20 protein-coding genes are annotated in these 20,592 nt (G+C 74.0%); 9 read left to right on the plus strand and 11 right to left on the minus strand.

Translation table 11 applies throughout. From position 1 onward, the window contains the following. Nucleotides 1-86: 86 nt before the first annotated feature. Genes LXM90_RS16915 through LXM90_RS16930 form a run of 4 tightly spaced genes read left to right on the plus strand, consistent with a single transcriptional unit; the run spans nt 87 to nt 4,036 of the window. Nucleotides 87-1,379, plus strand: coding sequence for a LarC family nickel insertion protein (locus LXM90_RS16915; protein ID WP_234080831.1), 1,293 nt, complete (start codon nt 87-89; stop codon nt 1,377-1,379). Then, the gene (locus LXM90_RS16920; RefSeq protein WP_234080832.1) at nt 1,376-2,194 is read left to right on the plus strand and encodes an adenine nucleotide alpha hydrolase; all 819 of its coding nucleotides are present in this window, start codon (nt 1,376-1,378) and stop codon (nt 2,192-2,194) included. Before LXM90_RS16915 ends, LXM90_RS16920 begins: the two co-directional genes overlap by 4 nt. Further along, nucleotides 2,191-2,871 carry a nickel pincer cofactor biosynthesis protein LarB gene (gene larB / locus LXM90_RS16925; RefSeq protein ID WP_234080833.1) on the plus strand — a complete coding sequence of 227 codons (681 nt, stop codon included), beginning with the start codon at nt 2,191-2,193 and terminating at the stop codon, nt 2,869-2,871. The genes LXM90_RS16920 and larB overlap by 4 nt, the downstream gene beginning before the upstream one ends. 55 nt (nt 2,872-2,926) lie before the next feature. Beyond that, nucleotides 2,927-4,036 (plus strand): aldo/keto reductase, encoded by a 1,110-nt coding sequence (locus LXM90_RS16930; protein ID WP_234080834.1) that lies wholly within the window; start codon nt 2,927-2,929, stop codon nt 4,034-4,036. A 159-nt stretch (nt 4,037-4,195) separates the two neighbouring features. Here the strand turns inward: LXM90_RS16930 and LXM90_RS16935 are convergent, their stop codons facing one another. Next, nucleotides 4,196-6,472 (minus strand): xanthine dehydrogenase family protein molybdopterin-binding subunit, encoded by a 2,277-nt coding sequence (locus tag LXM90_RS16935; RefSeq protein WP_234080835.1) that lies wholly within the window; start codon nt 6,470-6,472, stop codon nt 4,196-4,198. Nucleotides 6,473-6,718: 246 nt separating this feature from the next. Beyond that, nucleotides 6,719-7,288: a PepSY domain-containing protein gene (locus LXM90_RS16940; protein ID WP_020094795.1), complete on the minus strand. Its 570-nt coding sequence runs from the start codon at nt 7,286-7,288 to the stop codon at nt 6,719-6,721. A 236-nt stretch (nt 7,289-7,524) separates the two neighbouring features. Between LXM90_RS16940 and LXM90_RS16945 the strand changes: the two genes are divergently transcribed. Beyond that, the gene (locus LXM90_RS16945) at nt 7,525-7,773 is read left to right on the plus strand and encodes a hypothetical protein (RefSeq protein WP_026605197.1); all 249 of its coding nucleotides are present in this window, start codon (nt 7,525-7,527) and stop codon (nt 7,771-7,773) included. A 4-nt stretch (nt 7,774-7,777) separates the two neighbouring features. Here the strand turns inward: LXM90_RS16945 and LXM90_RS16950 are convergent, their stop codons facing one another. Continuing rightward, complete coding sequence (locus LXM90_RS16950; protein ID WP_234080836.1) at nt 7,778-8,554, minus strand: 3-hydroxyacyl-CoA dehydrogenase; 777 nt, start codon at nt 8,552-8,554, stop codon at nt 7,778-7,780. Between the two features lie 354 nt (nt 8,555-8,908). Here LXM90_RS16950 and LXM90_RS16955 point away from each other — a divergent pair, with 354 nt between their 5' ends. Both LXM90_RS16955 and LXM90_RS16960 read left to right on the plus strand, forming a co-directional pair. Beyond that, nucleotides 8,909-9,637, plus strand: a complete 729-nt coding sequence (locus LXM90_RS16955; RefSeq protein ID WP_132367846.1) for an SGNH/GDSL hydrolase family protein — start codon at nt 8,909-8,911, stop codon at nt 9,635-9,637. Continuing rightward, a complete protein-coding gene (locus tag LXM90_RS16960; RefSeq protein ID WP_234080837.1) occupies nt 9,634-9,951 on the plus strand; it encodes a hypothetical protein in 318 nt (105 codons plus the stop codon). Before LXM90_RS16955 ends, LXM90_RS16960 begins: the two co-directional genes overlap by 4 nt. An 11-nt stretch (nt 9,952-9,962) precedes the next feature. Here LXM90_RS16960 and LXM90_RS16965 read toward each other — a convergent pair whose 3' ends face one another. Then, a complete protein-coding gene (locus tag LXM90_RS16965) occupies nt 9,963-10,736 on the minus strand; it encodes a GNAT family N-acetyltransferase (protein ID WP_234080838.1) in 774 nt (257 codons plus the stop codon). A gap of 305 nt (nt 10,737-11,041) precedes the next feature. Here LXM90_RS16965 and LXM90_RS16970 point away from each other — a divergent pair, with 305 nt between their 5' ends. Next, nucleotides 11,042-12,103: a GNAT family N-acetyltransferase gene (locus tag LXM90_RS16970; protein ID WP_234080839.1), complete on the plus strand. Its 1,062-nt coding sequence runs from the start codon at nt 11,042-11,044 to the stop codon at nt 12,101-12,103. Nucleotides 12,104-12,160: 57 nt separating this feature from the next. Here the strand turns inward: LXM90_RS16970 and LXM90_RS16975 are convergent, their stop codons facing one another. Further along, nucleotides 12,161-12,880 (minus strand): sigma-70 family RNA polymerase sigma factor, encoded by a 720-nt coding sequence (locus LXM90_RS16975; protein ID WP_234080840.1) that lies wholly within the window; start codon nt 12,878-12,880, stop codon nt 12,161-12,163. A gap of 344 nt (nt 12,881-13,224) precedes the next feature. Here LXM90_RS16975 and LXM90_RS16980 point away from each other — a divergent pair, with 344 nt between their 5' ends. Further along, nucleotides 13,225-13,620 (plus strand): DUF3307 domain-containing protein, encoded by a 396-nt coding sequence (locus tag LXM90_RS16980; protein ID WP_020094786.1) that lies wholly within the window; start codon nt 13,225-13,227, stop codon nt 13,618-13,620. Between the two features lie 34 nt (nt 13,621-13,654). Here the strand turns inward: LXM90_RS16980 and LXM90_RS16985 are convergent, their stop codons facing one another. The 6 genes from LXM90_RS16985 to LXM90_RS17010 form a co-directional block, all read right to left on the minus strand. Beyond that, complete coding sequence (locus LXM90_RS16985) at nt 13,655-15,910, minus strand: cyclic nucleotide-binding domain-containing protein (RefSeq protein ID WP_234080841.1); 2,256 nt, start codon at nt 15,908-15,910, stop codon at nt 13,655-13,657. A gap of 247 nt (nt 15,911-16,157) precedes the next feature. Beyond that, nucleotides 16,158-16,427: a hypothetical protein gene (locus LXM90_RS16990; RefSeq protein WP_012318328.1), complete on the minus strand. Its 270-nt coding sequence runs from the start codon at nt 16,425-16,427 to the stop codon at nt 16,158-16,160. Between the two features lie 141 nt (nt 16,428-16,568). Next, complete coding sequence (ssuD, locus tag LXM90_RS16995; RefSeq protein WP_020094784.1) at nt 16,569-17,744, minus strand: FMNH2-dependent alkanesulfonate monooxygenase; 1,176 nt, start codon at nt 17,742-17,744, stop codon at nt 16,569-16,571. Nucleotides 17,745-17,861: 117 nt separating this feature from the next. Next, nucleotides 17,862-18,749: an ABC transporter ATP-binding protein gene (locus LXM90_RS17000; protein WP_234080842.1), complete on the minus strand. Its 888-nt coding sequence runs from the start codon at nt 18,747-18,749 to the stop codon at nt 17,862-17,864. Beyond that, complete coding sequence (gene ssuC, locus LXM90_RS17005) at nt 18,749-19,531, minus strand: aliphatic sulfonate ABC transporter permease SsuC (protein WP_056527222.1); 783 nt, start codon at nt 19,529-19,531, stop codon at nt 18,749-18,751. The genes LXM90_RS17000 and ssuC overlap by 1 nt, the downstream gene beginning before the upstream one ends. Next, nucleotides 19,531-20,574 (minus strand): sulfonate ABC transporter substrate-binding protein, encoded by a 1,044-nt coding sequence (locus LXM90_RS17010; RefSeq protein WP_234080843.1) that lies wholly within the window; start codon nt 20,572-20,574, stop codon nt 19,531-19,533. Before LXM90_RS17010 ends, ssuC begins: the two co-directional genes overlap by 1 nt. Nucleotides 20,575-20,592: the final 18 nt, after the last annotated feature.

Raw genomic sequence — 20,592 nt, forward strand, 5'->3', positions numbered from 1 at the left:
GGAGGCCGCGTGCGCCTTGCCGCGGGGCGGCCGCGGCCGATCTGAGGTGGACCCGTCACCCGCCACCGGCGCCCGCGCGACACACGATGCACATCCACCTCGACGCCCTCGGCGGCGTCGCCGGCGACATGTTCGCCGCCGCCCTGCTGGACGCCTTCCCCGAGCATCGGGCCGGCGTGTCCGCCAGCGTCCGGGCGGTCGACGCGCGCATCGCCTGCGCGGTCAGCGCGCACAACGATGGGATCCTCAGCGGCGCGCGCTTCACCGTGTCGGCGCCCGGGGCGGAGCCCGGGCCCGCGCCGCACCGGCACGCGCATACCGGGCAGCACGACCATCCGCATGCTCACGGCCACGATCACGGCCACGATCACGGCCACGATCATGCCCACGACCACGGCCACCGTCCCTGGTCGGAGATCCGCGCCGCGCTGGAGGCGGCGGATCTCGCGCCGGCGGTGCGGGCGCACGCGCTCGGCATCTTCGGGCATCTGGCCGCGGCGGAAGCCCGCGTCCACGGCATCGCGGTCGACGCGGTGGCGTTCCACGAGGTCGGCGCCACCGACTCGATCGCCGACATCGTCGCCGCCGCCCACCTGATCGCCGCCTTGGAGGCGCGCAGCTGGAGCGTCTCGGCCCTGCCACTGGGCTCCGGCCGGGTGCGGACCCAGCACGGTCCCCTCCCCGTCCCGGCCCCCGCCACGACGCTGCTGCTGGCGGGCTTCGCGACCCTCGACGACGGGATCCCCGGCGAGCGCGTCACCCCCACCGGCGCGGCGATCCTGCGCCACCTCTGCGGCGACGATCCCGGGCGGGGTCGCCCCCGGGGGATCCTCGGGCGCACCGGCATCGGCTTCGGCACGAAGGTCCTGCCGGGCCTGAGCAACTGCCTGCGCGCCCTCGTGCTGGAGGACGGCGCCGCGTCCCGCCCGGGCCGGCGGGATCTCGCGGTGATCGCCTTCGAGGTCGACGACCAGTCCGGCGAGGATCTCGCCACGGGCCTCGACCGGCTGCGCGCCGAGCCCGGCATCGTGGACGTCGTGCAGATGCCGGTCATCGGCAAGAAGGGCCGGATGATGGCCCGGATCCAGGTCCTGGTCCGTCCGGAGAGTCTGGAGGCGGCGGTCGCGGCCTCCTTCCGGGAGACCACGACCATCGGCCTGCGTTACCACCCCGTGGAGGGCGCGGTGCTCGCGCGCGCCGCCCGCACGGTCGAGCACGACGGCCGGTCGGTTCGCGTGAAGATCGTGGCGCGGCCGGGCGGGCGCACCGCCAAGGCCGAGGCCGACGACGCCCGTGACCGAGCGGGCCACGCGGCCCGGGCCGCCCTACGCCGCGAGGCCGAGCGCCTCGCCCTGGAACAGGAGCAGGAGGAGCGGTGACGCGCCAGCATCTGGAATCCGTCCTCGCCGGGCTCGGCCCCGTCGCGGTGGCGGTGAGCGGCGGGGTCGACAGCCTGACGCTCGCCACCCTCGCCCACCGGCTGGCGCCGGGGGCGGCTCTCATGGTCCACGCGGTCTCGCCCGCGGTGCCGGAGGAAGCGACCGCGCGCGTGCGCGCCGAGGGCGCCCGCGAGGGCTGGTCCTTACGGGTGATCGAGGCCGGCGAGTTCGCCGACCCGGCCTATCGGGCAAACCCAGTCAACCGCTGCTTCTTCTGCAAGACCAACCTCTACGGCGCGGTCCGGCGCGTCACCGACCGCCAGATCCTGTCGGGCGCGAACCGCGACGACCTCGGCGAGTACCGCCCCGGCCTCGACGCCGCCCGGGCGCACGGCGTGCGCCACCCCTACGTGGAGGCCGGGTTCGACAAGGCGTCGGTCCGGGCGCTCGCCCGCGACCTCGGCCTCGGGGCCGTGGCGGAATTGCCGGCCGCGCCCTGCCTGTCGAGCCGGGTCGAGACCGGCATCGCCATCGAGCCGGAGACCCTGACCTTCATTCACGCGGTCGAGCGGCTGGTCGGCGGAGCGCTGGCGACCGACGGCGCCGGACGGGCCGTCCGCTGTCGGGTCCGCGCCGAGGGCGTGGTGGTGGAACTCGATCCGGCGAGCCTCGCCGCCCTCGACGCCGAGGGTCGCGAGACGCTCGGGGCGGGCATCCGGGACATGGCGCCGGCCCGTCTCGCCGGCCCGGTCCGCTTCGCCCCCTACCGGGTCGGCAGCGCCTTCCTGGTCGAGCCGCGGGAGGCCCGGGCGTGAGCATCTCCGAAGAGTTCACCCTCGATTTCGCCCGGCCCGAGCGGATCGGGCTGGAGGAGGCGATCTTCTGCGCCGGCAAGAGCCCGGAGCAGATCGACGCGATCCTGGACGCCGCCCGGGCGCGCGGAGCCTCGCTGCTCCTCACCCGCCTCGACCCGGAGAAGTGCGACCGGCTCCGGGACGCCGCGCGGCTCGATTACTGCCCGGTCTCGCGCACGGCGGTGTTCGGCGAGGCCCCCCGGATCACCGGCCCGGCCCGGGTCGCGGTGGTGGCGGCCGGCACCTCGGACGTACCCGTCGCCCGCGAGGCGCTGCGGGTGCTGGCCTATGCCGGACGGGCGGCCTCGCTCTTCGCCGATGTCGGCGTCGCCGGCCTGTGGCGGCTGACGTCGCGGATCGAGGAGATCCGGGCGCACCCGGTGGTCATCGTCGCCGCCGGCATGGACGCGGCTTTGCCCAGCGTCGTCGGCGGCCTCGTGGCCGGCGCGGTGATCGCGGTCCCGACCTCCGTGGGCTACGGTGTCGCCGCGGGCGGGCGCGCCGCCCTCGACGCCGTGCTGGCGAGCTGCGCGCCGGGCATCACGGTGGTCAACATCGACAACGGCTACGGCGCCGCCTGCGCCGCCCTGCGCCTGCTCCACGCGGCGGGACGCCTCGCCACGGGGACCGAACGATGACGCGGCCCGACGCATTACCTCCCCTCACCAGGACATCCTCGAACGGAGACAGCCGATGGAACGCCGCAGCTTCCTCCAGGGCGCCGTGCTCGGCGCGGGCCTCGCTGGCGCCGGCAGCGCGGGTGCGGCCGTGAACGCCCCCGTTCTCCCGGGCAGCCGCCCGCAGGACCCGGCGGACCTGCCCTTCGTCACCGATCCCGGCGAGCGCCGGGGCGAGATGCTCTACCGGTCGTTCGGGAAGAGCTCCGAAAAGATCTCCGCGATCGGCATGGGCGGGTTCCATCTCGGCAAGAGCGCCGTGACGGACGACGAGGCGACGCGGCTGATCCATGCCGGGATCGACCGCGGCATCACCTTCATGGACAATTGCTGGGACTACAACGACGGTCGCTCCGAGCTGCGCATGGGCGCGGCCCTGGCCCAGGGCGGCTACCGCGACAAGGTCTTCCTGATGTCCAAGATGGACGGGCGGACCAAGGAGGAGGCGCTCAAGCAGATCGACCAGTCGCTCCTGCGCCTGCGCACGGACCGGATCGACCTCGTCCAGCACCACGAGATCCTGCGCTACGACGACCCGGACCGGGTCTTCGCCGAGGGCGGCGCCATGGAGGGCTTCCTGGAGGCGAAGAAGCAGGGCAAGCTGCGCTACATCGGCTTCACCGGCCACAAGGACCCGCGCATCCACCTGCAGATGCTGGAGGTCGCCGCCGAGCGCGGCTTCCACTTCGATGCCGTGCAGATGCCGGTCAACGTGATGGACGCGCATTTCCGCTCGTTCAGCCACCTCGTCCTGCCCTACCTCGTGCAGAACGGCATCGCGCCGCTCGCCATGAAGACCTTCGGCGACGGGGTGATCCTGAAGGCGGACGCGCCGATCAAGCCGCTCGAGTACCTGCACTTCTCGCTGAACCTGCCGGTCTCGGTGGTGATCACCGGCATCCAGAACCAGCGCGACCTCGACCAGGCCTTCGAGGCGGTGAAGACCTTCAAGCCGATGGACAAGGCCACGGTGGCCGAGCTGCTGTCGCGCTCGAAGCCCTACGCGCTGGAGGGCAAGTACGAGCTGTTCAAGACGAGCGCGACCTTCGACGGCACCGCCAAGAACGCGGCGTGGCTCGGCGAGGACGTGGCGAGCGTGAAGAAGCTCGCGCCGACGATGGAGTAGTCGGCGGGCAAGCGCGTCCGATATTCCCCTCCCCCTTGCGGGGAGGGGTTAGGGGTGGGGATGGTTCAGAAGGAACCGCCGAGCCCTTTCCGGCCCCACCCCAACGCGGGATCTGCGATCCCCAAACTCCTCCCCGCAAGGGGGAGGAGAGTCAGCCCCTCACGCCACGTCCTCCAGCCGGATCGGCAGGCTGCGGATCCGGCGGCCGGTGGCGTGGTGGATCGCGTTGGCGATGGCCGCGTTCACCCCGATGATCCCGAGCTCGCCCAGGCCCTTCAGGCCCAGCGCATCGACCTGATCGTCAGGATCGGGCACCAGCAGCGCCTCCACCTCCGGCGCGTCGGCCGCCGTGGGGACGAGGTACTCGGCGAGATCCGGGTTGCGGTAGGCGGCGCCGTCCACCACCGTCTCTTCGAGCAGCGCCGAGCCGAGGCCCCAGATCATCCCGCCCGTGAGCTGGCTCCGCGCGGTCAGCGGGTTGAGGATGCGCCCCGCCGCGAAGGCGCCGGTGAGCCGGGCGACGCGGATTTCCCCGGTCTCGGCGTGGACGTGGACCTCGGCGAACTGCGCGCCGAAGCCCCAGGAGACGGCCTTCCCGCCCCCACCGAGGGTGAGCCCGATATGGCCCTGCCGCAGGCCCGCGAGCGCCTTCTCCCGGTCGCCGCCCTCGGGCACGAACTCCGCGACCGTCTCGACGCCTTCCGGGCCGACGGCCTCGCCGAGCGCGATCCCGGCCCCGTCCGGCGCCGCGAGCCGGTCGCCCGCGAGGCGCAGGCTGCCCGGATCGCGGCCGGCGAGGCGCCCGCCCTGCCCGGTCGCGGCCTGCGCCAGGCTCTCGCGGATCTGGCGGCAGCCGAGCGCCAGGGCGCTCATCAGGCTGGTAGTCGTGCTCGACCCGCCCGAGATCCCCGCCGCCGGCAGGTCGGTGTCGCCGAGCCGGACGGTGACCCGCTCCACCGGCACGCCGAGACCGTCCGCCGCGCCCATCGCCAGCAGCGTGGTGATGCCGTTGCCGATCTCGTGGTGCGCGCAGGCGACCTCCGCGGCGCCGTCCGGGCCGAGCCGGACCCGCAGGGTCGCGGCCGCGATCTTGGTGGGCCGCACCGAAGTCGCGCAGCCGAGACCCACCCGCCAGGGCCCGTCGCGCATCGCGCCCGGGCGCGGCACCCGGCGCGACCAGCCGAAGGCCTTCGCGCCGGCGTCGAAGCAGGCCATCAGCGGCCGGGTCGAGAACGGTTTTCCGGAGACCGGATCGACCGCCGTGTCGTTGAGGCGGCGCAGCGCGATCGGGTCCATGCCGAGCGCGACCGCCATCTCGTCGACGGCGCTCTCCAGGGCGAACAGGAACGGCACCTCCGGGGGCGCCCGCATCGGCCCCGGCGTGTTGCGATCGACCCGCACGGCCCGCTCCTCGGTGCGGATGTTCGGGCAGGCGTAGAGGCTCGCCGTCACCTCCGCGCCCTCCATGACGAAGGGATCGAAGCGCGACGTCACGGTCTCGGCCTCGTGGACCAGGGCGGTGAACCGGCCCGTCCGGTCGGCGCCGAGTCGGATGCGGTGGCGCGATTCCGGCCGATAATTGGCGATGGTGAAGCACTGTCGCCGGCTGGGCACCAGCGAGACCGGCCGGCCGAGGTGCCGCGCCGCGAGCGCGACCAGCGCGGTGTGCTGCGACAGGGCGAATTTCGAGCCGAAATGGCCGCCGATCAGCCCCGCCACCACCCGCACCTGCGCGGGATCGAGCCCGAACTGCGCCGCGAGCCCGTGCTGCACGGCGCCGACGTAGCGGGTCGGCTCGTGGACGGTGAGCCTTTCGCCGTCCCAGGCGGCCCGGGTGGTGAACAGCTCGATCGGGTTGTGGTGCTGGACCGGAGTCGCGTAGCGCGCTTCGACCCGGACGGTGGCCTCCCGCAGACCCGCCTCGGCGTCGCCCCGGGCGATGTCCGCGTGGTGGGGCTTCAGGTCGGCGAGGCGCACGGTCTCGGCCCCGGGGGCGTCGAAGCCGCCGGCGGCGGGCTCCTCCGCGTAGGCGACCTTCACCGCACCGGCCGCCGCTTCGGCGGCCGCCTGACTCTCGGCGACCACGAGGGCCACGATCTGACCGGCATAGGCGACGGCGTCGGAATCGAGCGGACGGTGCGAGCTGTTGGCGTACCCGCCGGCCATCAGGTGCTTCACCGGCGCCACCGCGCCCGCGAAGTCCCGGTGGGTGAAGATCCGGAGGAGTCCCGGCACCCGCTCGGCCGCCGCGAGGTCGAACCCGGTGACGCGGCCCCGGGCGATGGTGCTGGTCACCAGGGCCGCGTGGGCCGTGTCGCGGTCCGGGCCGGTGAGGTCGGAGCTGTAGAGGGCCCGGCCGGTGACCTTGTCGGCTCCTTCGACACGGGTGTGGGGGCGGCCGAGATGGCCGTCGGTGTCCTGCGCGCCGGCGTCCATGCCGCCCTCCCCGTTCGCGGCCCCTCGGGCCGCATCGCAAGGGGGAAGCGCCGTGAGGGCTTCACGGCTCCCCGGACGGTGGAGCGACAGGATGCAGCAACCGAACGGGCCCAGGCGTCATCGCGAGCGGAGCGAAGCGACCCAGGGCAGCGCGCCCTGGATAAGCGTGGCGCCGCCCCGATTGCTTCGCTCCGCTCGCAAGGACGGAGCGGGCTGCGGCAGCCTTCACCGCCGCAGCCCTAGATCTCAGTTCAGGACCTTGCCGTCCGGTCCGACCTTGACCTCCTGCTCCTTGTCGGCGCCGGCGACCTTGATCTCGTACTGGACCGAGGAGCCGTCCTTCTCGACCTCGGCCTCGTAGGCCTTGCCGCCGCCGGCCTTCTGCTCGGCGATGGCCAGCGCGTCCTTCAGCGAGGTCTTGGCGTTCTGGAAGTCGGAGGCCTTCAGCCGGGTGAAGTAGCGCTCGAACGGCTGGTTCTCGGTCTTGTAGAGGGCGCCGGTATCGGCGTTGATGCCGTACTCGACGAGCTTGCCGCTCGGGTAGACGACCTTGATCGCGTAGTGGGCCGGATCCTTGCTGCCGGCCTTCTCGAAGTCGGCGTCGATGGCGCGGCCGCCCTTCTCGTCGCCCTGCGACTCGGCGGTGGCCAGCGCCTGGGCGAGGCCGACCTTGGCGACCTTGGCGACCTGCCACTCCTTCATGTTGCTGTCGGCCTTCGTGGCCGGCTCGGCGGGCGTCGCGGTGGGCGTCTGGGCCAGGGCGAGGCCGGTGGAGAGGGCCAGGAGGCCGGCTGCGGCGGTGAGACGGGTGATCATGGCGGTGTGTCCCTTCGCGGGTTCGTTCACGGATGCGTGAAACGTCGGGTCCGGAAATCCGGTTGCCCACGATCGGGAAAAAATTCGGGTCCCGTCGCCCGGGCGGGGCCGGGTCGGCGCCTGGGGCCGCGCGGGGTCGACGCCCGGCGAGACGGACGGCCGGCGCCCCTGTATGACACGCGGGCGATCCGGCGCGCCCCTCGGGGACGGCGGACGTCCCCCCGATGGAGCAGGCCATGACCGCGCACGAGCCCGAGCCGCTGGACGAGTTCACCCGCCTGCACGCCAAGCTGTCCGCCCTGGAGATCGTGCTCGGCGTCCTGATCGGGCGGCTCTCCGAGGAAAACCCGGAGATCCGCGAGGACGTGAAGCGCGACGTGGCGGCGATCCTGTCGGACCTGCCGATCGACGGCCCGAGCGAGGAGATGATCGCCGCCGAGGTCCGCCGCGCCGCCGAGGTGCTGACCAGCGTGTCGATCGGCTGAGCCGTCAGCGCGGCGGCATCCGCAGCGCCCCGTCGAGCCGGATCGTCTCGCCGTTCAGCATCGGGTTCTCGCAGATGTGGCGGACGAGGTCCGCGTATTCCGACGGGCGGCCGAGGCGCGGCGGAAACGGCACGCTCTGGCCGAGCGTGTCCTGCACGTCCTGGGGCAGGCCCGCCATCATCGGGGTCTCGAAGATGCCGGGCGCGATAGTGACCACCCGGATGCCGTGCCGGGCGAGCTCCCGGGCGATCGGCAGGGTCATGGATACCACCCCGCCCTTCGAGGCCGCGTAGGCGGCCTGCCCGATCTGGCCGTCGAAGGCCGCGATCGAGGCGGTGTTCACGATCACGCCCCGGGCGCCGGCCGCGTCCGGCGCCTCGCGGGCGATGGCGTCGGCGGCCAGCCGGATCATGTTGAACGTGCCCACGAGGTTGACCGAGACCGCCCGCGCGAAGGTCTCGAGCCGGTGCGGCCCGTCGCGGCCGACCACCTTCTCCCCCGGCGCGATGCCGGCGCAGTTCACCAGCCCGTGGAGGTGCCCGAACGCGTCGAGCGCCGTCCGGACCGCCGCCGCGCCGTCCGCCTCGCGGGTGACGTCCGTCTCGGCGAACCGGGCCTGCGCCCCGAGATCCGCCGCCACCTGGGCGCCGGCCTCCGGGGCGATGTCGGCCACGACCACCCGCGCCCCCGCCGCCGCGAGGCCCCGCGCCGCCGCCTCCCCGAGGCCCGAGCCCGCGCCCGTGACGATGAAGACCCGGTCCCTGATCATCGCGCTCGCCATCCTGGCTCCCCGCCGCTCCCGGGCAGCCTACGGCGCCCCGCGAGTCCCGAGGTAGCGCGGCGCCGCGGCCGCCGGAAGGTGTCCGGCCCGGCACATGCGCCCGATCGCGCCCGCGCCGCGATTGACGTGTGATTTTTTCCCACATATACGTGGTGAGGGTGATCCAGTGTACTGGATCATATCAACGCGAGTATCTGCGAAGTTTATCCGGCGATCCGTCGCGCGGCGGCAAGTCGTTCGGCTGCGCGTATCCTGTCGTCTCCTGTATCCGGGCTGCGGACCGGCCCGCGTCCGTCATCCTCCGGTCCCGGCCGTCCGGGAGCGGCCGCTCCCTCACGCCTGATCAGGACAGCCATGGGCGCCCACTGGATCGAGAATGCGGCCCGGCACTGGCGGCACGGGCGGATCGTCGGGCACCGCTTCGCCGAGCGGCGTCCCGGCATCCGCGCGGCCCTCCGGGCGGCCGCGCCCGGCAGCGTGCTCCTCGCCGGCAATTCCCACGCGGAGCTCGTCGGCGCGCCGGATCTCGGCGGCCGGCCCTGCATCAACGTCGCGGTCGGCGGCAGCACCGCGGCCGATTGCGGCCGCCAGCTCGCGGCGCTGCGCGTCCCGGTCCGCTGCGCGGCCGCGGTGCTGATCATCGGCACCAACGACATACAGCGCTGGCGCCATCCCGAGCGGGCCCGGGTGGTCGACCGGTTCGAGGCCGATGTCCGGGACATCCTGCGCCGCCTGGAGGCCTGGGCCGCGCAGGTCTTCGTCGCCGCGATCCCGCCGATCGGTGCCGGGGCGACCGGGCGCGATCCCGCCGCCGTCGCGGTCTTCTCGGATCGCCTCGCGGCACTCTGCGCCGCGGGGGGCCGCACCTTCTTCGACCCGTTCGCGCCGTGGCGATCCGGCACCGGCGGCCTCGCCGGTCCGGGCCTCCACCGGGACGGCGTGCATCTGGCCGACTACGCGCCCCTGGCCGCGGCGCTCGCCAGCGCGGTGGTGCTCGATGCGCTCCCGCTCGCGCCCGTCCGGAGGCCCGTGCCGGCCGCGCCCCTGCGGATCCTGCGCGCCGCCTGGATCGGCCGGCCGTGAGGCTCCGCACGCGCCTCGCCGCGGCCCTGCGGCCGCCCGCGCGCGCCGGCGTGCAGCACCTGCCCCAGCGGCTCTGGCCCAGCGAGGAGGCGGCCTGGCGCGACGAGAACGGCGTCCGCCACCCGCGGGCGGTGCGCCGTGCCCTCGCGGCGCTGGCCGCCCTCGAACCCCGCGGTCGCTACGGCGCCCGGATCGAGGGACGGGGCAAGGTCGTGACCGGCCCGGCCAGCGCGCTCGTCCTGCGCGACGCGGATGCGGAGATCGGGTTCGTCCTCGGCCTCACGCCCGACGGGTACGGCGCGGAGCCGTTCTGAGCGGGTCCGGATCAGGGCGGGGTCGTGCACAGCAGGGTCGGCGCGCAGGCCGTCCGGAAGCCTGCCCGCGCGTAGAGGGCCTCGGTCCTGCCGTCGGCCGGGCATTGCAGGAAGACCTGAACCGCCCCCCGCGCCCGGGCCTCGCGCAGGGCCGCGACCGTCACGGCGGTGCCGAGGCCGCGGCGCTGCCGGTCGGCCCGCGTGCTGACATTGTACAGGCCCGCCGTCTCGCCGCGCAGGTAGAGGCTGGCGCAGGCCGCTGGGCCGGCGGCATCGCGCAGGACGAGGTGCAGGGTCACGAGGCCGTGCCGGCCCCGGGCCGCGCGCAGCGCCGGGATGTAGTAGCGGCGCAGATGCGTCCGCACGCCCGGCGCGTCGGACAGGTGGGCGAAGACCCGCTCGAAATCCGGCCCCGGCGCGGGCGTCGCCTGCACGGTGACGGCGCTGCCGGCCGGGGCCGGCGCCGGAAGCTCCCGCGCCACCATCCAGCAAGCCGGGTAGAGGATCGCGGGCTCGAACAGGGCGCGCAGCAGCGCGATCTCGCCGTCGTCCCGGGCCAGGAAGGCCGGCGCCCGGGCTCGCCCGAGGGCGGCCGCGCCCGCCCAGGCGAACTGGTCGGGATGGTGCACGCCGAAGGCGAAGTTCACGGTCGGGTCCGGGATGCTGCGCGACCAGACGTAGCCGGCGCCCCCGGGGCCGTGCTCGACGCCGTCGATCAGGGAGCCGGTGAGCGCCGCCACATGGGCGTCGCGCAGGGTCTCGAAGGTCGGTTCGGGCGCCTGCATGTCAGGCGGCCGTCCGAGCGGAGGCTCGCGCGGGGGACGGCGCCCGGGCCTCGGCGGTGTCCCCGGCCGTGCCCGGACCTGCCTCCGCAGCCGTGTCCGCGCCCGCCTCCTGGCCGTGCCTGTCCATCCGCTCGCTCCTGCGCCGCTCGGGCTTCGACGGAGTGACGGTTGAGGCGGGGCGCCGTTCATGCTGTCGCACCCGGCGCCGGCGGATGGCGCCCGCACGAAACCTCTGAACGCCGGACGGGCCCATCCGTCAGGGAGGTGCCGGCGACGCGGAGGTGCCGGCGACGCGCGGAGGACGGATGACGGACGCTTCGAGCCAGCGGATGCGCGACGCGGGGGCGCATCCCCCGAAGCCGCGCGATGACGGGGCGCGGGAAACCGCGCGGGACGCCGCCCCGGTGTCCCTCACCCTGGAGGGGACCCGCGAAGTGCCGGTGATCCGCCTCGCCGAGCCGGTCGCGCCGGCGGCGGCCGCGGAGGCGATCCTGGCGCGCGCCGAGGCGCTGACCGCCCAGGACATGCAGGTCCTGCGCATCGTCGTCGCGGCCGATCCGGCGACGTCCGGGCGGCTGCTCGACCTCGGCGCGGCCCGGCCCCTCGGTGACGGCGACGGGGTCGAGATCCTGCCGGGGCTCCTCTGGCAATGCGCCGCCCGCTGGCTCCCGCGAGCCCGGCCGCCCTTCCCCGAGCTGTTCACCGCCACGGCCGGCCGCCGCCACCCGCTGCGGCCCCGGACGCCCGCCGGAACGGTCTACGCGCGGGCGATCCCGTGGCTCGACCGGCGTCTGAGCTTCCGCACGATGACGGAGCCCGGCGACGTCGCCCTGTTCTCGACCTGGATGAACGACCCCCGGATCGCCGCGATCTGGCAGGAGACCGGTACCCTGGAGGCGCACGCCGCCTACATCGCCGGGCTCCAGGCCGACCCCGCGACCCTGCCGCTGTTCGGCTGCCTCGACGGCAGGCCGTTCGGCTATTTCGAGCTGTACTGGGCGCGGGAGAGCCGCCTCGGGCCGCTCTACGAGGCCGGCCCCTACGACCGCGGCTGGCACGTCGCGATCGGCGACGCGTCCGTGCGCGGGCGGCCCGCGCTCTCGGCCTGGCTGCCGTCGCTGATGCACTACCTGTTCCTCGACGAGCCGCGCACGCAGCGCGTCGTCGGCGAGCCGCGGGCCGATCACGCCCAGCAGATCCGGAACCTCCACGGCTCCGGCTTCGCGACGATCGCGACCGTCGACTTCCCCCACAAGCGCGCGGCCCTGGTCGCGCTGTCGCGCGAGCACTTCGTGCGCGACCGGCTCTGGGTGCCGGGGGCGGCCGCCGCCGACGCCGCGCCGCGGCCTCCCGCGGTGCCCGCCTAGACCGCCTTCCGCGAACAGGGGGGCGCGTCCGGTGACGCCGCTCGCCGCCGCCCTCGCCTACGGGCCCGTCGCCGGCGGGCTGATGATCGCCTGCGCCGGGCCGCGGCCGAGGTCCTGGCCGACGGGCGCGGTCCGGCGCCGCTGCCGGCCTGGGGCCTCGGTGCGCGCTGGGCAGGCGGCGCAGCGCCGGTCGAGGGCCGCGAGGCAGTGCAGGTGGCCGCGGCGCACGAGGCCGCACACCAGGGCGCGCGAGACCCCGAGCCGGGCCGCGATCTCGATCTGCGGCACGCCCTCGACCCGGTGGAGCTGGAAGGCCGTGCGCACCGGCTCCGGCAGCTCGGCCACCGCGGCCTCCACCTGCCGCAGGGATTCCCGCGACGCCGCGGCCGCCTCGGGGGTGCCGGTGCCGGGATCGGCCGCGTCCGGGGCGGCGTCGAGGCCGGTGAACAGGCGCCGCTCGAGGCCCTGCCGCCGCGCCCGGTCCAGGGCGAGGTTGCGCACCATCCGCCCGACATAGGCGGCCTGGATCGCGGTCTGGGCCGGGGGCGGATCGGCGATCAGCCGGAGCAGCACGTCTTGGACCACGTCCTCCGCCTGGGCCGGGCAGCCGAGGATGCGGCGCGCCCGCGCCAGATAGGCGGCGCGATGGCGCTCGAACGCCGCGAGGTTCCATGATCCGCTGGGCGGAGGGCGGCCGGGCCGGCCCGGCGGGACCGCGGCGATCCCGTGGCCGGAGGGACCGGCGTCGCAGTTCCAGGTCGCCACTGTTCCGCTCACAAGCTCCCATCGGCACGGCGCGTGCGGGTGGGACGCGTAACACGCGGCTGTTCTGTGTAACAACGTCTATCTTCGTGGATTGGAATTATTAAAACTCGACAGATTGCCGGATGCCTGAGTGAATAGAGGAAACATCTGGTGGAGCGTCCGGGAGCAGGGCGAGAAGTCATTCCGGATCCTGAATCCTACGGTGCCACGCCCGGGATCGGGCCGGCGGCCGCGCCGGATTTCCGCTCGCGCCAGGGTCCGTCGGCGCGTGTATGCTGGCGCTTCCTCGATTCGGAGCGCGGTGCGCGCGGCCGAACCCGTCCCCGCAGGATCGCGGCAGGAGAGCCAGCGCCGCGATGCCGTCCGTCGATACGCTCGTCCCGGTGGGTGCCTTCGCGCTGCTGGTCCTGGCGTTCGCCGTGAAGCACCTCGCGGCGGACTTCTTCTTTCAGACCAACTGGATGGCGCAGGGCAAGCAGCGGTCGTCCGCCTGGCTCGCCCCCCTCTGCGCCCATACCGGCCTGCACGGCCTCGGCACGCTGCTGATCGCGCTGGCGGTGAAGCCGGCCCTGTGGTGGCTGGCGCTCGTCGATTTCGCGATCCACACGGGGATCGATCGCGGCAAGGTGCTGGTCGGTCGGCGGACGAGCCTGCCACCCACGGACGCCCGGTTCTGGTGGCTGATCGGCATCGACCAGTTCCTGCACCAGGTCACCCATCTGGGGCTCGCCGTGGTGCTGGCGGCGGCCTGACCCCTGACCGGGAGAGCCGGCGCCGCCGGGCGCCTCACTGCATCTCGGCCTCGAGCAGCCGGTTCGTGTCGGAGACCTTGCCGGCCAGTTCCAGGATCAGGAAGCGCTGGAAGGCGAGCGCGAGGTCCGGGCGCTCCCGCTCCATCCGCGCGAGGGCGGCGCGGTCGATGACGACCACCCGGCAGGGGCTCTCGGCGACGGCGGTGGCGGTGCGCCGGCCGCCCTGGACCAGCGCGATCTCGCCGATCACCGTGCCGGCCGTGGTGGTGCGCAGGCGCAGGTTGCCGCGGCCGGGGACCTCCATCTCGATGGAGACGAGGCCCTGCTCCAGGAAGTAGAGGGCATCGGCCGCCTCCCCCTGGCGCATCAGCGCCGCGCCCGCCGCGAGCTCGCGGACCGTCAGGTAGGGCGCGAAGTCGTCCGGGCCGAACGTGCTGCCGAGCCGGTCGGCCATGTGCCGGGCGAAGACGGCGACCTCCCCCGGGCCGGCGCCGCCGGCCTCCGCCAGGAGCGTCGCCTCGGCGGCGCGCAGGGCCTCGTCCAGCGTGTCGAGGATCCGGACACGCGGGTCGGCGGTGAGGCCGTTGCGGGTGATCAGCAGGCGCGCGACCGGATCCACGTGGACCAGCAGCACCTCGAAGCGCCGCTGCTCGGCGAGCTGGCCGACCTTGCGGAACGCGATCAGCGCCGAGCTGTCGAGCCCCACGGTCTCGCGGAAATCCAGGATCAGGACGCGCAGATCCCCGGCCTCCGCGGCGGCCCGGCGGAAGATCGCCTGCGCGTTGAGGAAGAACAGGTAGCCCTGCAGGGTGTAGATCCGGGTCCGGCCGCCGGCCGCCTCGAGCCGCGCGGCGGCGTCGGGGCCGCGGATCACACTGCTGCGCCGGTCCGCCCCGGAGAGCGACCGGCGGATCGCGCCGATCTGCCCGTACTGGACCCCGAAGATCAGGATCGCCAGCAGGACGCCGACGAGGAAGCCCGTGGTGGCCCCGAAATACGCGGTGGCGGTGCACACGACCAGCGCGATGGCCGTCTCCCAGCCCGGCAGGGTCCGGCTGGCGACGCCGAGGTTGAACAGGAGCCCGATGCCGATGGCGATCAGGGCGCCGCCGGCCAGCGGGCGGGGCAGCAGCGCCAGGGGGCTCGCGCCGACGATGAGGAGCGCCGCCATGACCGCGAGGGTCAGCCACCAGCCGAGCCAGTGGCCGCCGCCGATGTTGTGCAGCAGCAGCGTCGAGGTCCGGCCGAAGCCCATCGCGGAGCTGCCGAACACGCTGCCGACCAGGTTGGTGGCGCCCGAGGCGACGAACATCCGGTCGATGTCGAGGTCGCGCCGGATCTCCAGCTCGACGCTCACCACGTAGAGGATCTGGATGATCACCGCCACGACGACCAGGGTGGCGATCTTGGGCCAGATCGGCAGGAGCAGGTGCGGATCGAAGGCCGTCAGGCTGCCGATGGCGGGCGGCCGCAGCAGCGTGCCCGTCGGCAGCGGCTCGATCAGCCATCCCGATGCCTGCCCAGCCGCGACGCTGGTGCCCGTCCAGGCCAGCCCGAGATGGACCACCGCGAGGCTCGACAGGATCACCGTCGGGTAGGTCCCCCAGTGCCGGACGATCCGGGGGAGGTAGAAGGCGCAGAACCCGATCACGAGGGTCAGGGCGATGCGCGCGAGCGCCCCGGCATCGATCCGGCCCGGATCGAGGTTCGCCGGATCGACGGCGTGGAGCAGGGCCGCGAGCGGGTCGTCGACATGGCCGCCGATCTGCACGCCGCTGCGCAGGAACAGCAGGCCGACGCCGCCGAGGAAGCCGGCGAGCACCGGGTAGGGCAGGAGCTGCACCAGCAGGGAGGCCCGCAGGGTGCCGAGCAGCGCGAAGATCACGCCGGTAGCGAAGGTCGAGACGCCGCAGGCGACGAGCACGAGCTGGCCGACCGTCTCCGGATCGGTGACGCCCGCGGCCTCGAGCTGCCCGGCGACCGCCGCGGCGATCGCCGCCTGCACGATCGCGGCCGCGCCGATGAAGGACAGCGAGATCCGCGCGGTGCGGCGGAGCGCGATGAAGACGAGGCTGCCCAGCACGTAGGCCGCGAGCAGCGCCGACAGGCCGGCCGCGCGGCTCTCCACCAGCGGCCCCGAGAAGATGAGCTGGGAGTAGCTGATGAGGTCGAGGAGCAGGACCATCACGGTGACGGCCGCCGCCGCTCCGATGCGGGCCCCGCGCAGGATCGCCGCGCGGCCGCCGGCCGGGGATGCGGTCCCGGCGGACGTCAGGTCGGTTGTCGTCATCGGCACGGTACCCGCGTCTCGAAATCCCGATGGGCGCGGAGATCGCAGATCCCGGTGCAGATCCCGTGCGATCACGTGCACGGATCGTCGCCGAATCGCAGGACCTGACCTTGGCCACGCCAGTTCTCAACCGATGGCAGGCGCCGGCTTAAATTATCGTGCAGGCCGCTTCCGCGCGGCAGCATTGTGGGATCGCCGCGCCGTCGGGGGCTCCCGGGTCGCGGCCGCCGCGACGGGCGTTCGGCCCTCAGCGCGCCTCGCTGACGCGCTTGGTCGCCCGCTGCTCCTTCTTGTAGGCGGTGATCGCCGCCGAGCAGTTCGGGGAGAGCTTCTTGAGGTTGGCCTTGAAGCAGGCCTCGACCTCCGGGCCGCCCGGCGCGTAGGCGCTGCAGAAATCCATGTAGTCGCCGGTGCAGTACTGCTTGAGGGCTTCCCGGGCCGGGGATTGCTCCGCGAAGGCCGCGGCGGGGCCGAGGCACAGACCGATGGCCAGGAGGGCCGTCTTGGTCGAAGTCATCGAAATCCTACGCTCGTCCAGGCCGCGCGAGCGGGTCGCGCGGCGATGGGCGGTGCGGATGGGCGCCAAGGATGGCATGACCATGACGCCCGGGCTGCCCGAACGCAGATCAGCCATGCCCCGTGCCGGCGGGGCCGCCGGTCAGTGCGCGCTGACGCGGCGGGTCGGCACGAGGTCGTTGGCGATGATCTCGCCGAACGGGCCGTCGTTGCGGGCATTGCCGGCCGGCCGCCCGGTCGTGGCGCGCAGCGGCAGCTTCGGGAAGACCAGCTCAGCGAACCGGTAGGCCTCCTCCAGGTGCGGGTAGCCCGAGAGGATGAAGCGGTCGATCCCGAGATCGATGTACTCCTTCATCCGGTCGGCGACCTGGTCGGCCGAGCCGACCAGCGCCGTCCCGGCGCCGCCGCGGACGAGGCCGACGCCGGCCCAGAGGTTCGGCGCCACCACGAGCTTGTCGCGGCTGCCGCCGTGGAGCGCCATCATGCGGCTCTGGCCGACGGAATCCTGCCGCTTCAGGGTCTCCTGCGCCTTGGCGATAGTGGCGTCGTCGAGCTTCGAGATCAGCTGCTCGGCGGCCTCCCAGGCCGCGGCCTCGGTCTCGCGGGCGATGACGTGCAGGCGGATGCCGTACGAGAAGGTCTTGCCCTTCGCCTCGGCGGCCTCCCGGGCGGCGGCGATCTTCTCGGCGACCTGCGCCGGGGGCTCGCCCCAGGTGAGGTAGACGTCGCAATGCTCGGCCGCGACCGCCATGCCGGCCGCCGACGAGCCGCCGAAATAGAGCGGCGGGTAGGGCTTCTGCACCGGCGGGAAGATCAGCCGGCCGTTCTCGGTGCGCAGGTGATCGCCCCGGAAGGTCACGGTCTCGCCCGCGAGCAGGCCGCGCCAGATCGTCAGGAACTCGTCGGTGACGGCGTAGCGTTCGTCGTGGGACAGGAACACGCCGTCGCCGGCGAGTTCCACCGGGTCGCCGCCGGTGACGACGTTGATCAGGAGGCGCCCGTCCGAGATCCGGTCGAGGGTCGCGGTCATGCGGGCCGCCGCGGAGGGCTCCATCAGGCCCGGCCGCACCGCCACGAGGAAGCGCAGCTGCTTGGTCAGCGGCGCCAGCGCCGAGGCGACGATCCAGGAATCCTCGCAGGAGCGTCCGGTGGGCAGCAGCACGCCGTAATAGCCGAGCTCGTCCGCCCCCTGCGCGATCTGCCGGAGATAGCTGAGCGAGACGTCCCGGGCCCCCTCCCGCGCGCCGAGATAGCGGCCGTCGCCGTGGGTCGGCAGGAACCAGAGGACGTCGGCGCGTCCGTCATTGGCTGCTGTCATCGGAATCTCCTGTGCGGCCCGGTGGCCGGATGCGGAAAAGCCGGACCCGACTGCGCGGATCCGGTGATCGTCGAGAGCTAGGGCGGGCCGCCGCTTCCGGGAAACGGCGGCCCGCGTTCAGGCGGTTGGCTGCGATCCGAGCAGGTGATCGAGGATGCGGCCCTCGAGGCGGGCGAGGTCCGGATCCCCGCGCCGGCGCGGCCGCGGCACGTCGACCCGCAGGTCGAGGGCGATCCGGCCGGCCTCGACCACGAGGATGCGGTCGGCCAGCGCCACGGCCTCGGCGACGTCGTGCGTGACGAGGAGCGCGGTGAACCCCTGCCCCCGCCAGATCCGCTCGATCAGGTCCTGCATGCCGATCCGGGTCAGGGCGTCGAGGGCGCCCAGCGGCTCGTCGAGGGCGAGCAGGCCCGGCCGGCTCACCAGCGCCCGGGCCAGGGCCACGCGCTGGCGCTGGCCGCCCGACAGGGTGGCGGGCCACTGCCCGGCCTTGTCGGCGAGGCCGACCTCGGCGAGCGCCGCGAGCGCCCGCTCCCGGCGCTCGGCCCGGGAGCCGTGCCCCGACAGGCCGACCGCCACGTTGTCGACGACCCGCGCCCAGGGCAGCAGCCGCGGCTCCTGGAACATGATCCGCTTCGGCGGCTCGGACCGGCGCGGGGAGCGTTCCGGCCCCTCCAGGTCGATCCGCCCGCCCGTGGGCGTGTCGAGCCCGAGGATGAGGCGCAGCAGGGTGCTCTTGCCGCAGCCGGAGCGGCCGACCACCGCGGTGAACCCGCCGGCCGGCAGGAACAGGTTCAGGCCCTCGATGACGGCGGTGCCGTCGAAGCTCTTGTCCAGGTCGCGGACGGTGACGGCGATCCCTCGGGCCGGCGGCGAGGGAGGCGAATCCGCGGGCAGATCCGTGGGCAGATCCGCTTGCCTGTGCCCCGGGGCGGGGCCGGGCGCCGGGCGCGGGTCCGTGCCCGGGTCGGGAAGCGCCTCGCGGCGGACGGCGTCGAGCAGCATCAGGCGCTCCTGTAGGCGGGGTTCCAGGCGAGGCAGGCGCGCTCGAGCTGGCGGGTCAGGGCGTCGGCGAACTTGCCGAGGGCGGCGTAGATCAGGATCGCCAGCACGACGACGTCGACCAGCATGAACTCCCGGGCCTGCATGGCCATGTAGCCGAGCCCCGACGAGGCCGAGATCGTCTCGGCGACGATCAGCGTCAGCCACATGATGCCCAGCGCGTAGCGCAGGCCCACGAAGATCGACGGCAGGGCGCCCGGCAGCACCACGCGGGTGAACAGCTCGGTGCGGGACATGCCGTAGACCCGGCCCATCTCCACGAGGCCCGGATCCACCGAGCGGATGCCGTGCAGGGTGTTGGCGTAGATCGGGAAGAACACGCCGAGCGCCACGAGGAACAGCTTGGCCTCCTCGCCGATGCCGAACCACAGGATCACCAGCGGGATCAGCGACAGGTGGGGCACGTTGCGCACCATCTGCACCGAGGTGTCGGTGAGCCGCTCCGACAGGCGCGACAGGCCGTTGGCGAGGCCGAGCCCGAAGCCGATGCCGCCGCCGATCACGAAGCCCGCCAGCGCCCGCAGGGTGCTGACGCCGAGATTGGTCCAGAGCTCCCCGGTCCGCCCGGCCTCCCAGCCGGCCCGGACGACGTCGAGGGGCGCCGGCATGAAGCGGTTCGAGACGAGGCCGGCCGAGACCGCGGCCTGCCAGCCGAGCAGGATGGCGGCCGGCAGCAGCCAGGGCACCGCGGAGTCGCGCAGGCGAACGAGCTTCGAGGGGCGCATCAGCGGTTCTCCGTCCGCTTCTCGGACTTGAGGGCGTCCGCGGGCCGGGGGGGCGTCCAGACCGCGTCGGCGACCCGGACGGGCTTCGGCAGGAGCCCGAGACGGTGGAAGCTGTCGGCGACCTTCTGCTGGTCGGCGATCGCGGCCGCGTCGAGGGGCGCGACGCCGTAGGACAGGCGGCCGAGCGCCACGGCGAGGACCGGCGCGGGGATGCCCACCGAGGGCGCCAGTTCCGCCGCCACGGCGTCGGCATGGCCCTCGGCCCAGGCGTCGATCTCCCCGATCGCCTGCAGCACGGCCGAGACGATCGCGGGGCTGGTGTCGGTGAAGCCGCGCCAGGACAGGTAGAACTGGCGGTTGGGGGCGAGCGCGTGCCCGTCGACCCCGCGCCCGTCGACCAGGACCCGGGCGCCCGTGGCGCGCTCGGCGGCGGCCTGGAACGGGTCCCAGATCACCCAGGCATCGACGGAGCCGCGCACGAAGGCGGCGTTGGCGTCGGCCGGCGCCAGATAGGCGAGCGTCACCGCGTCGTAGGGGACGCCCGCCTGCTCCAGGGCGCGCACCAGCAGGTAGTGGACGTTCGATCCCTTGTTGAGGGCGACGGTCTTGCCGCGCAGGTCGGCGACGCTGCGGATCGGGCTGTCCTTGGGCACGAGGATCGCCTCGCCCCGCGGCGCCGGCGGCTCGGCGGCCACGTAGCGCAGCTCCGGGCTCGCGGCCTGGGCGAAGATCGGCGGCGCCTCGCCGGCCGAGCCGAGATCGATCGCCCCGGCATTCAGCGCCTCCAGGAGCGGCGGGCCGGACGGGAACTCGGACCACGCCACCGCGGTGCCGAAGGGCTGGAGGGCCTTCTCCAAGGTGCCGCGGGCCTTCAGCAGCACGAGGGACCCGTATTTCTGGTAGCCGATCCGGATGCTGCCGGCCGCGCGGGCCGGCCGCAGCAGCGCGGCCGCCGCGAGGCCGAGGCCGGCGGACAGGAGGAGGCGGCGGTTCGGGGCGCCGTCGGATGACAGGGACAGCGCGCGGGGCGATCGGTCGGTCATGGCTCTCTGCGGTCGGTC

This window comes from Methylobacterium oryzae, assembly GCF_021398735.1.
Taxonomy (GTDB): Bacteria; Pseudomonadota; Alphaproteobacteria; order Rhizobiales; family Beijerinckiaceae; genus Methylobacterium.

What these genes read in the sequence shown, in the direction of transcription:
- LXM90_RS16915 (WP_234080831.1), top strand. Translation starts at nt 87, where the DNA reads ATGCACATCCACCTCGACGCCCTCGGCGGCGTCGCCGGCGACATGTTC.
- LXM90_RS16930 (WP_234080834.1), top strand. Translation starts at nt 2,927, where the DNA reads ATGGAACGCCGCAGCTTCCTCCAGGGCGCCGTGCTCGGCGCGGGCCTC.
- LXM90_RS16935 (WP_234080835.1), bottom strand. Translation starts at nt 6,472, where the DNA reads ATGGACGCCGGCGCGCAGGACACCGACGGCCATCTCGGCCGCCCCCAC.
- LXM90_RS16940 (WP_020094795.1), bottom strand. Translation starts at nt 7,288, where the DNA reads ATGATCACCCGTCTCACCGCCGCAGCCGGCCTCCTGGCCCTCTCCACC.
- LXM90_RS16945 (WP_026605197.1), top strand. Translation starts at nt 7,525, where the DNA reads ATGACCGCGCACGAGCCCGAGCCGCTGGACGAGTTCACCCGCCTGCAC.
- LXM90_RS16950 (WP_234080836.1), bottom strand. Translation starts at nt 8,554, where the DNA reads ATGGCGAGCGCGATGATCAGGGACCGGGTCTTCATCGTCACGGGCGCG.
- LXM90_RS16955 (WP_132367846.1), top strand. Translation starts at nt 8,909, where the DNA reads ATGGGCGCCCACTGGATCGAGAATGCGGCCCGGCACTGGCGGCACGGG.
- LXM90_RS16965 (WP_234080838.1), bottom strand. Translation starts at nt 10,736, where the DNA reads ATGCAGGCGCCCGAACCGACCTTCGAGACCCTGCGCGACGCCCATGTG.
- LXM90_RS16970 (WP_234080839.1), top strand. Translation starts at nt 11,042, where the DNA reads ATGACGGACGCTTCGAGCCAGCGGATGCGCGACGCGGGGGCGCATCCC.
- LXM90_RS16980 (WP_020094786.1), top strand. Translation starts at nt 13,225, where the DNA reads ATGCCGTCCGTCGATACGCTCGTCCCGGTGGGTGCCTTCGCGCTGCTG.
- LXM90_RS16985 (WP_234080841.1), bottom strand. Translation starts at nt 15,910, where the DNA reads ATGACGACAACCGACCTGACGTCCGCCGGGACCGCATCCCCGGCCGGC.
- LXM90_RS16990 (WP_012318328.1), bottom strand. Translation starts at nt 16,427, where the DNA reads ATGACTTCGACCAAGACGGCCCTCCTGGCCATCGGTCTGTGCCTCGGC.
- ssuD (WP_020094784.1), bottom strand. Translation starts at nt 17,744, where the DNA reads ATGACAGCAGCCAATGACGGACGCGCCGACGTCCTCTGGTTCCTGCCG.
- LXM90_RS17000 (WP_234080842.1), bottom strand. Translation starts at nt 18,749, where the DNA reads ATGCTGCTCGACGCCGTCCGCCGCGAGGCGCTTCCCGACCCGGGCACG.
- ssuC (WP_056527222.1), bottom strand. Translation starts at nt 19,531, where the DNA reads ATGCGCCCCTCGAAGCTCGTTCGCCTGCGCGACTCCGCGGTGCCCTGG.
- LXM90_RS17010 (WP_234080843.1), bottom strand. Translation starts at nt 20,574, where the DNA reads ATGACCGACCGATCGCCCCGCGCGCTGTCCCTGTCATCCGACGGCGCC.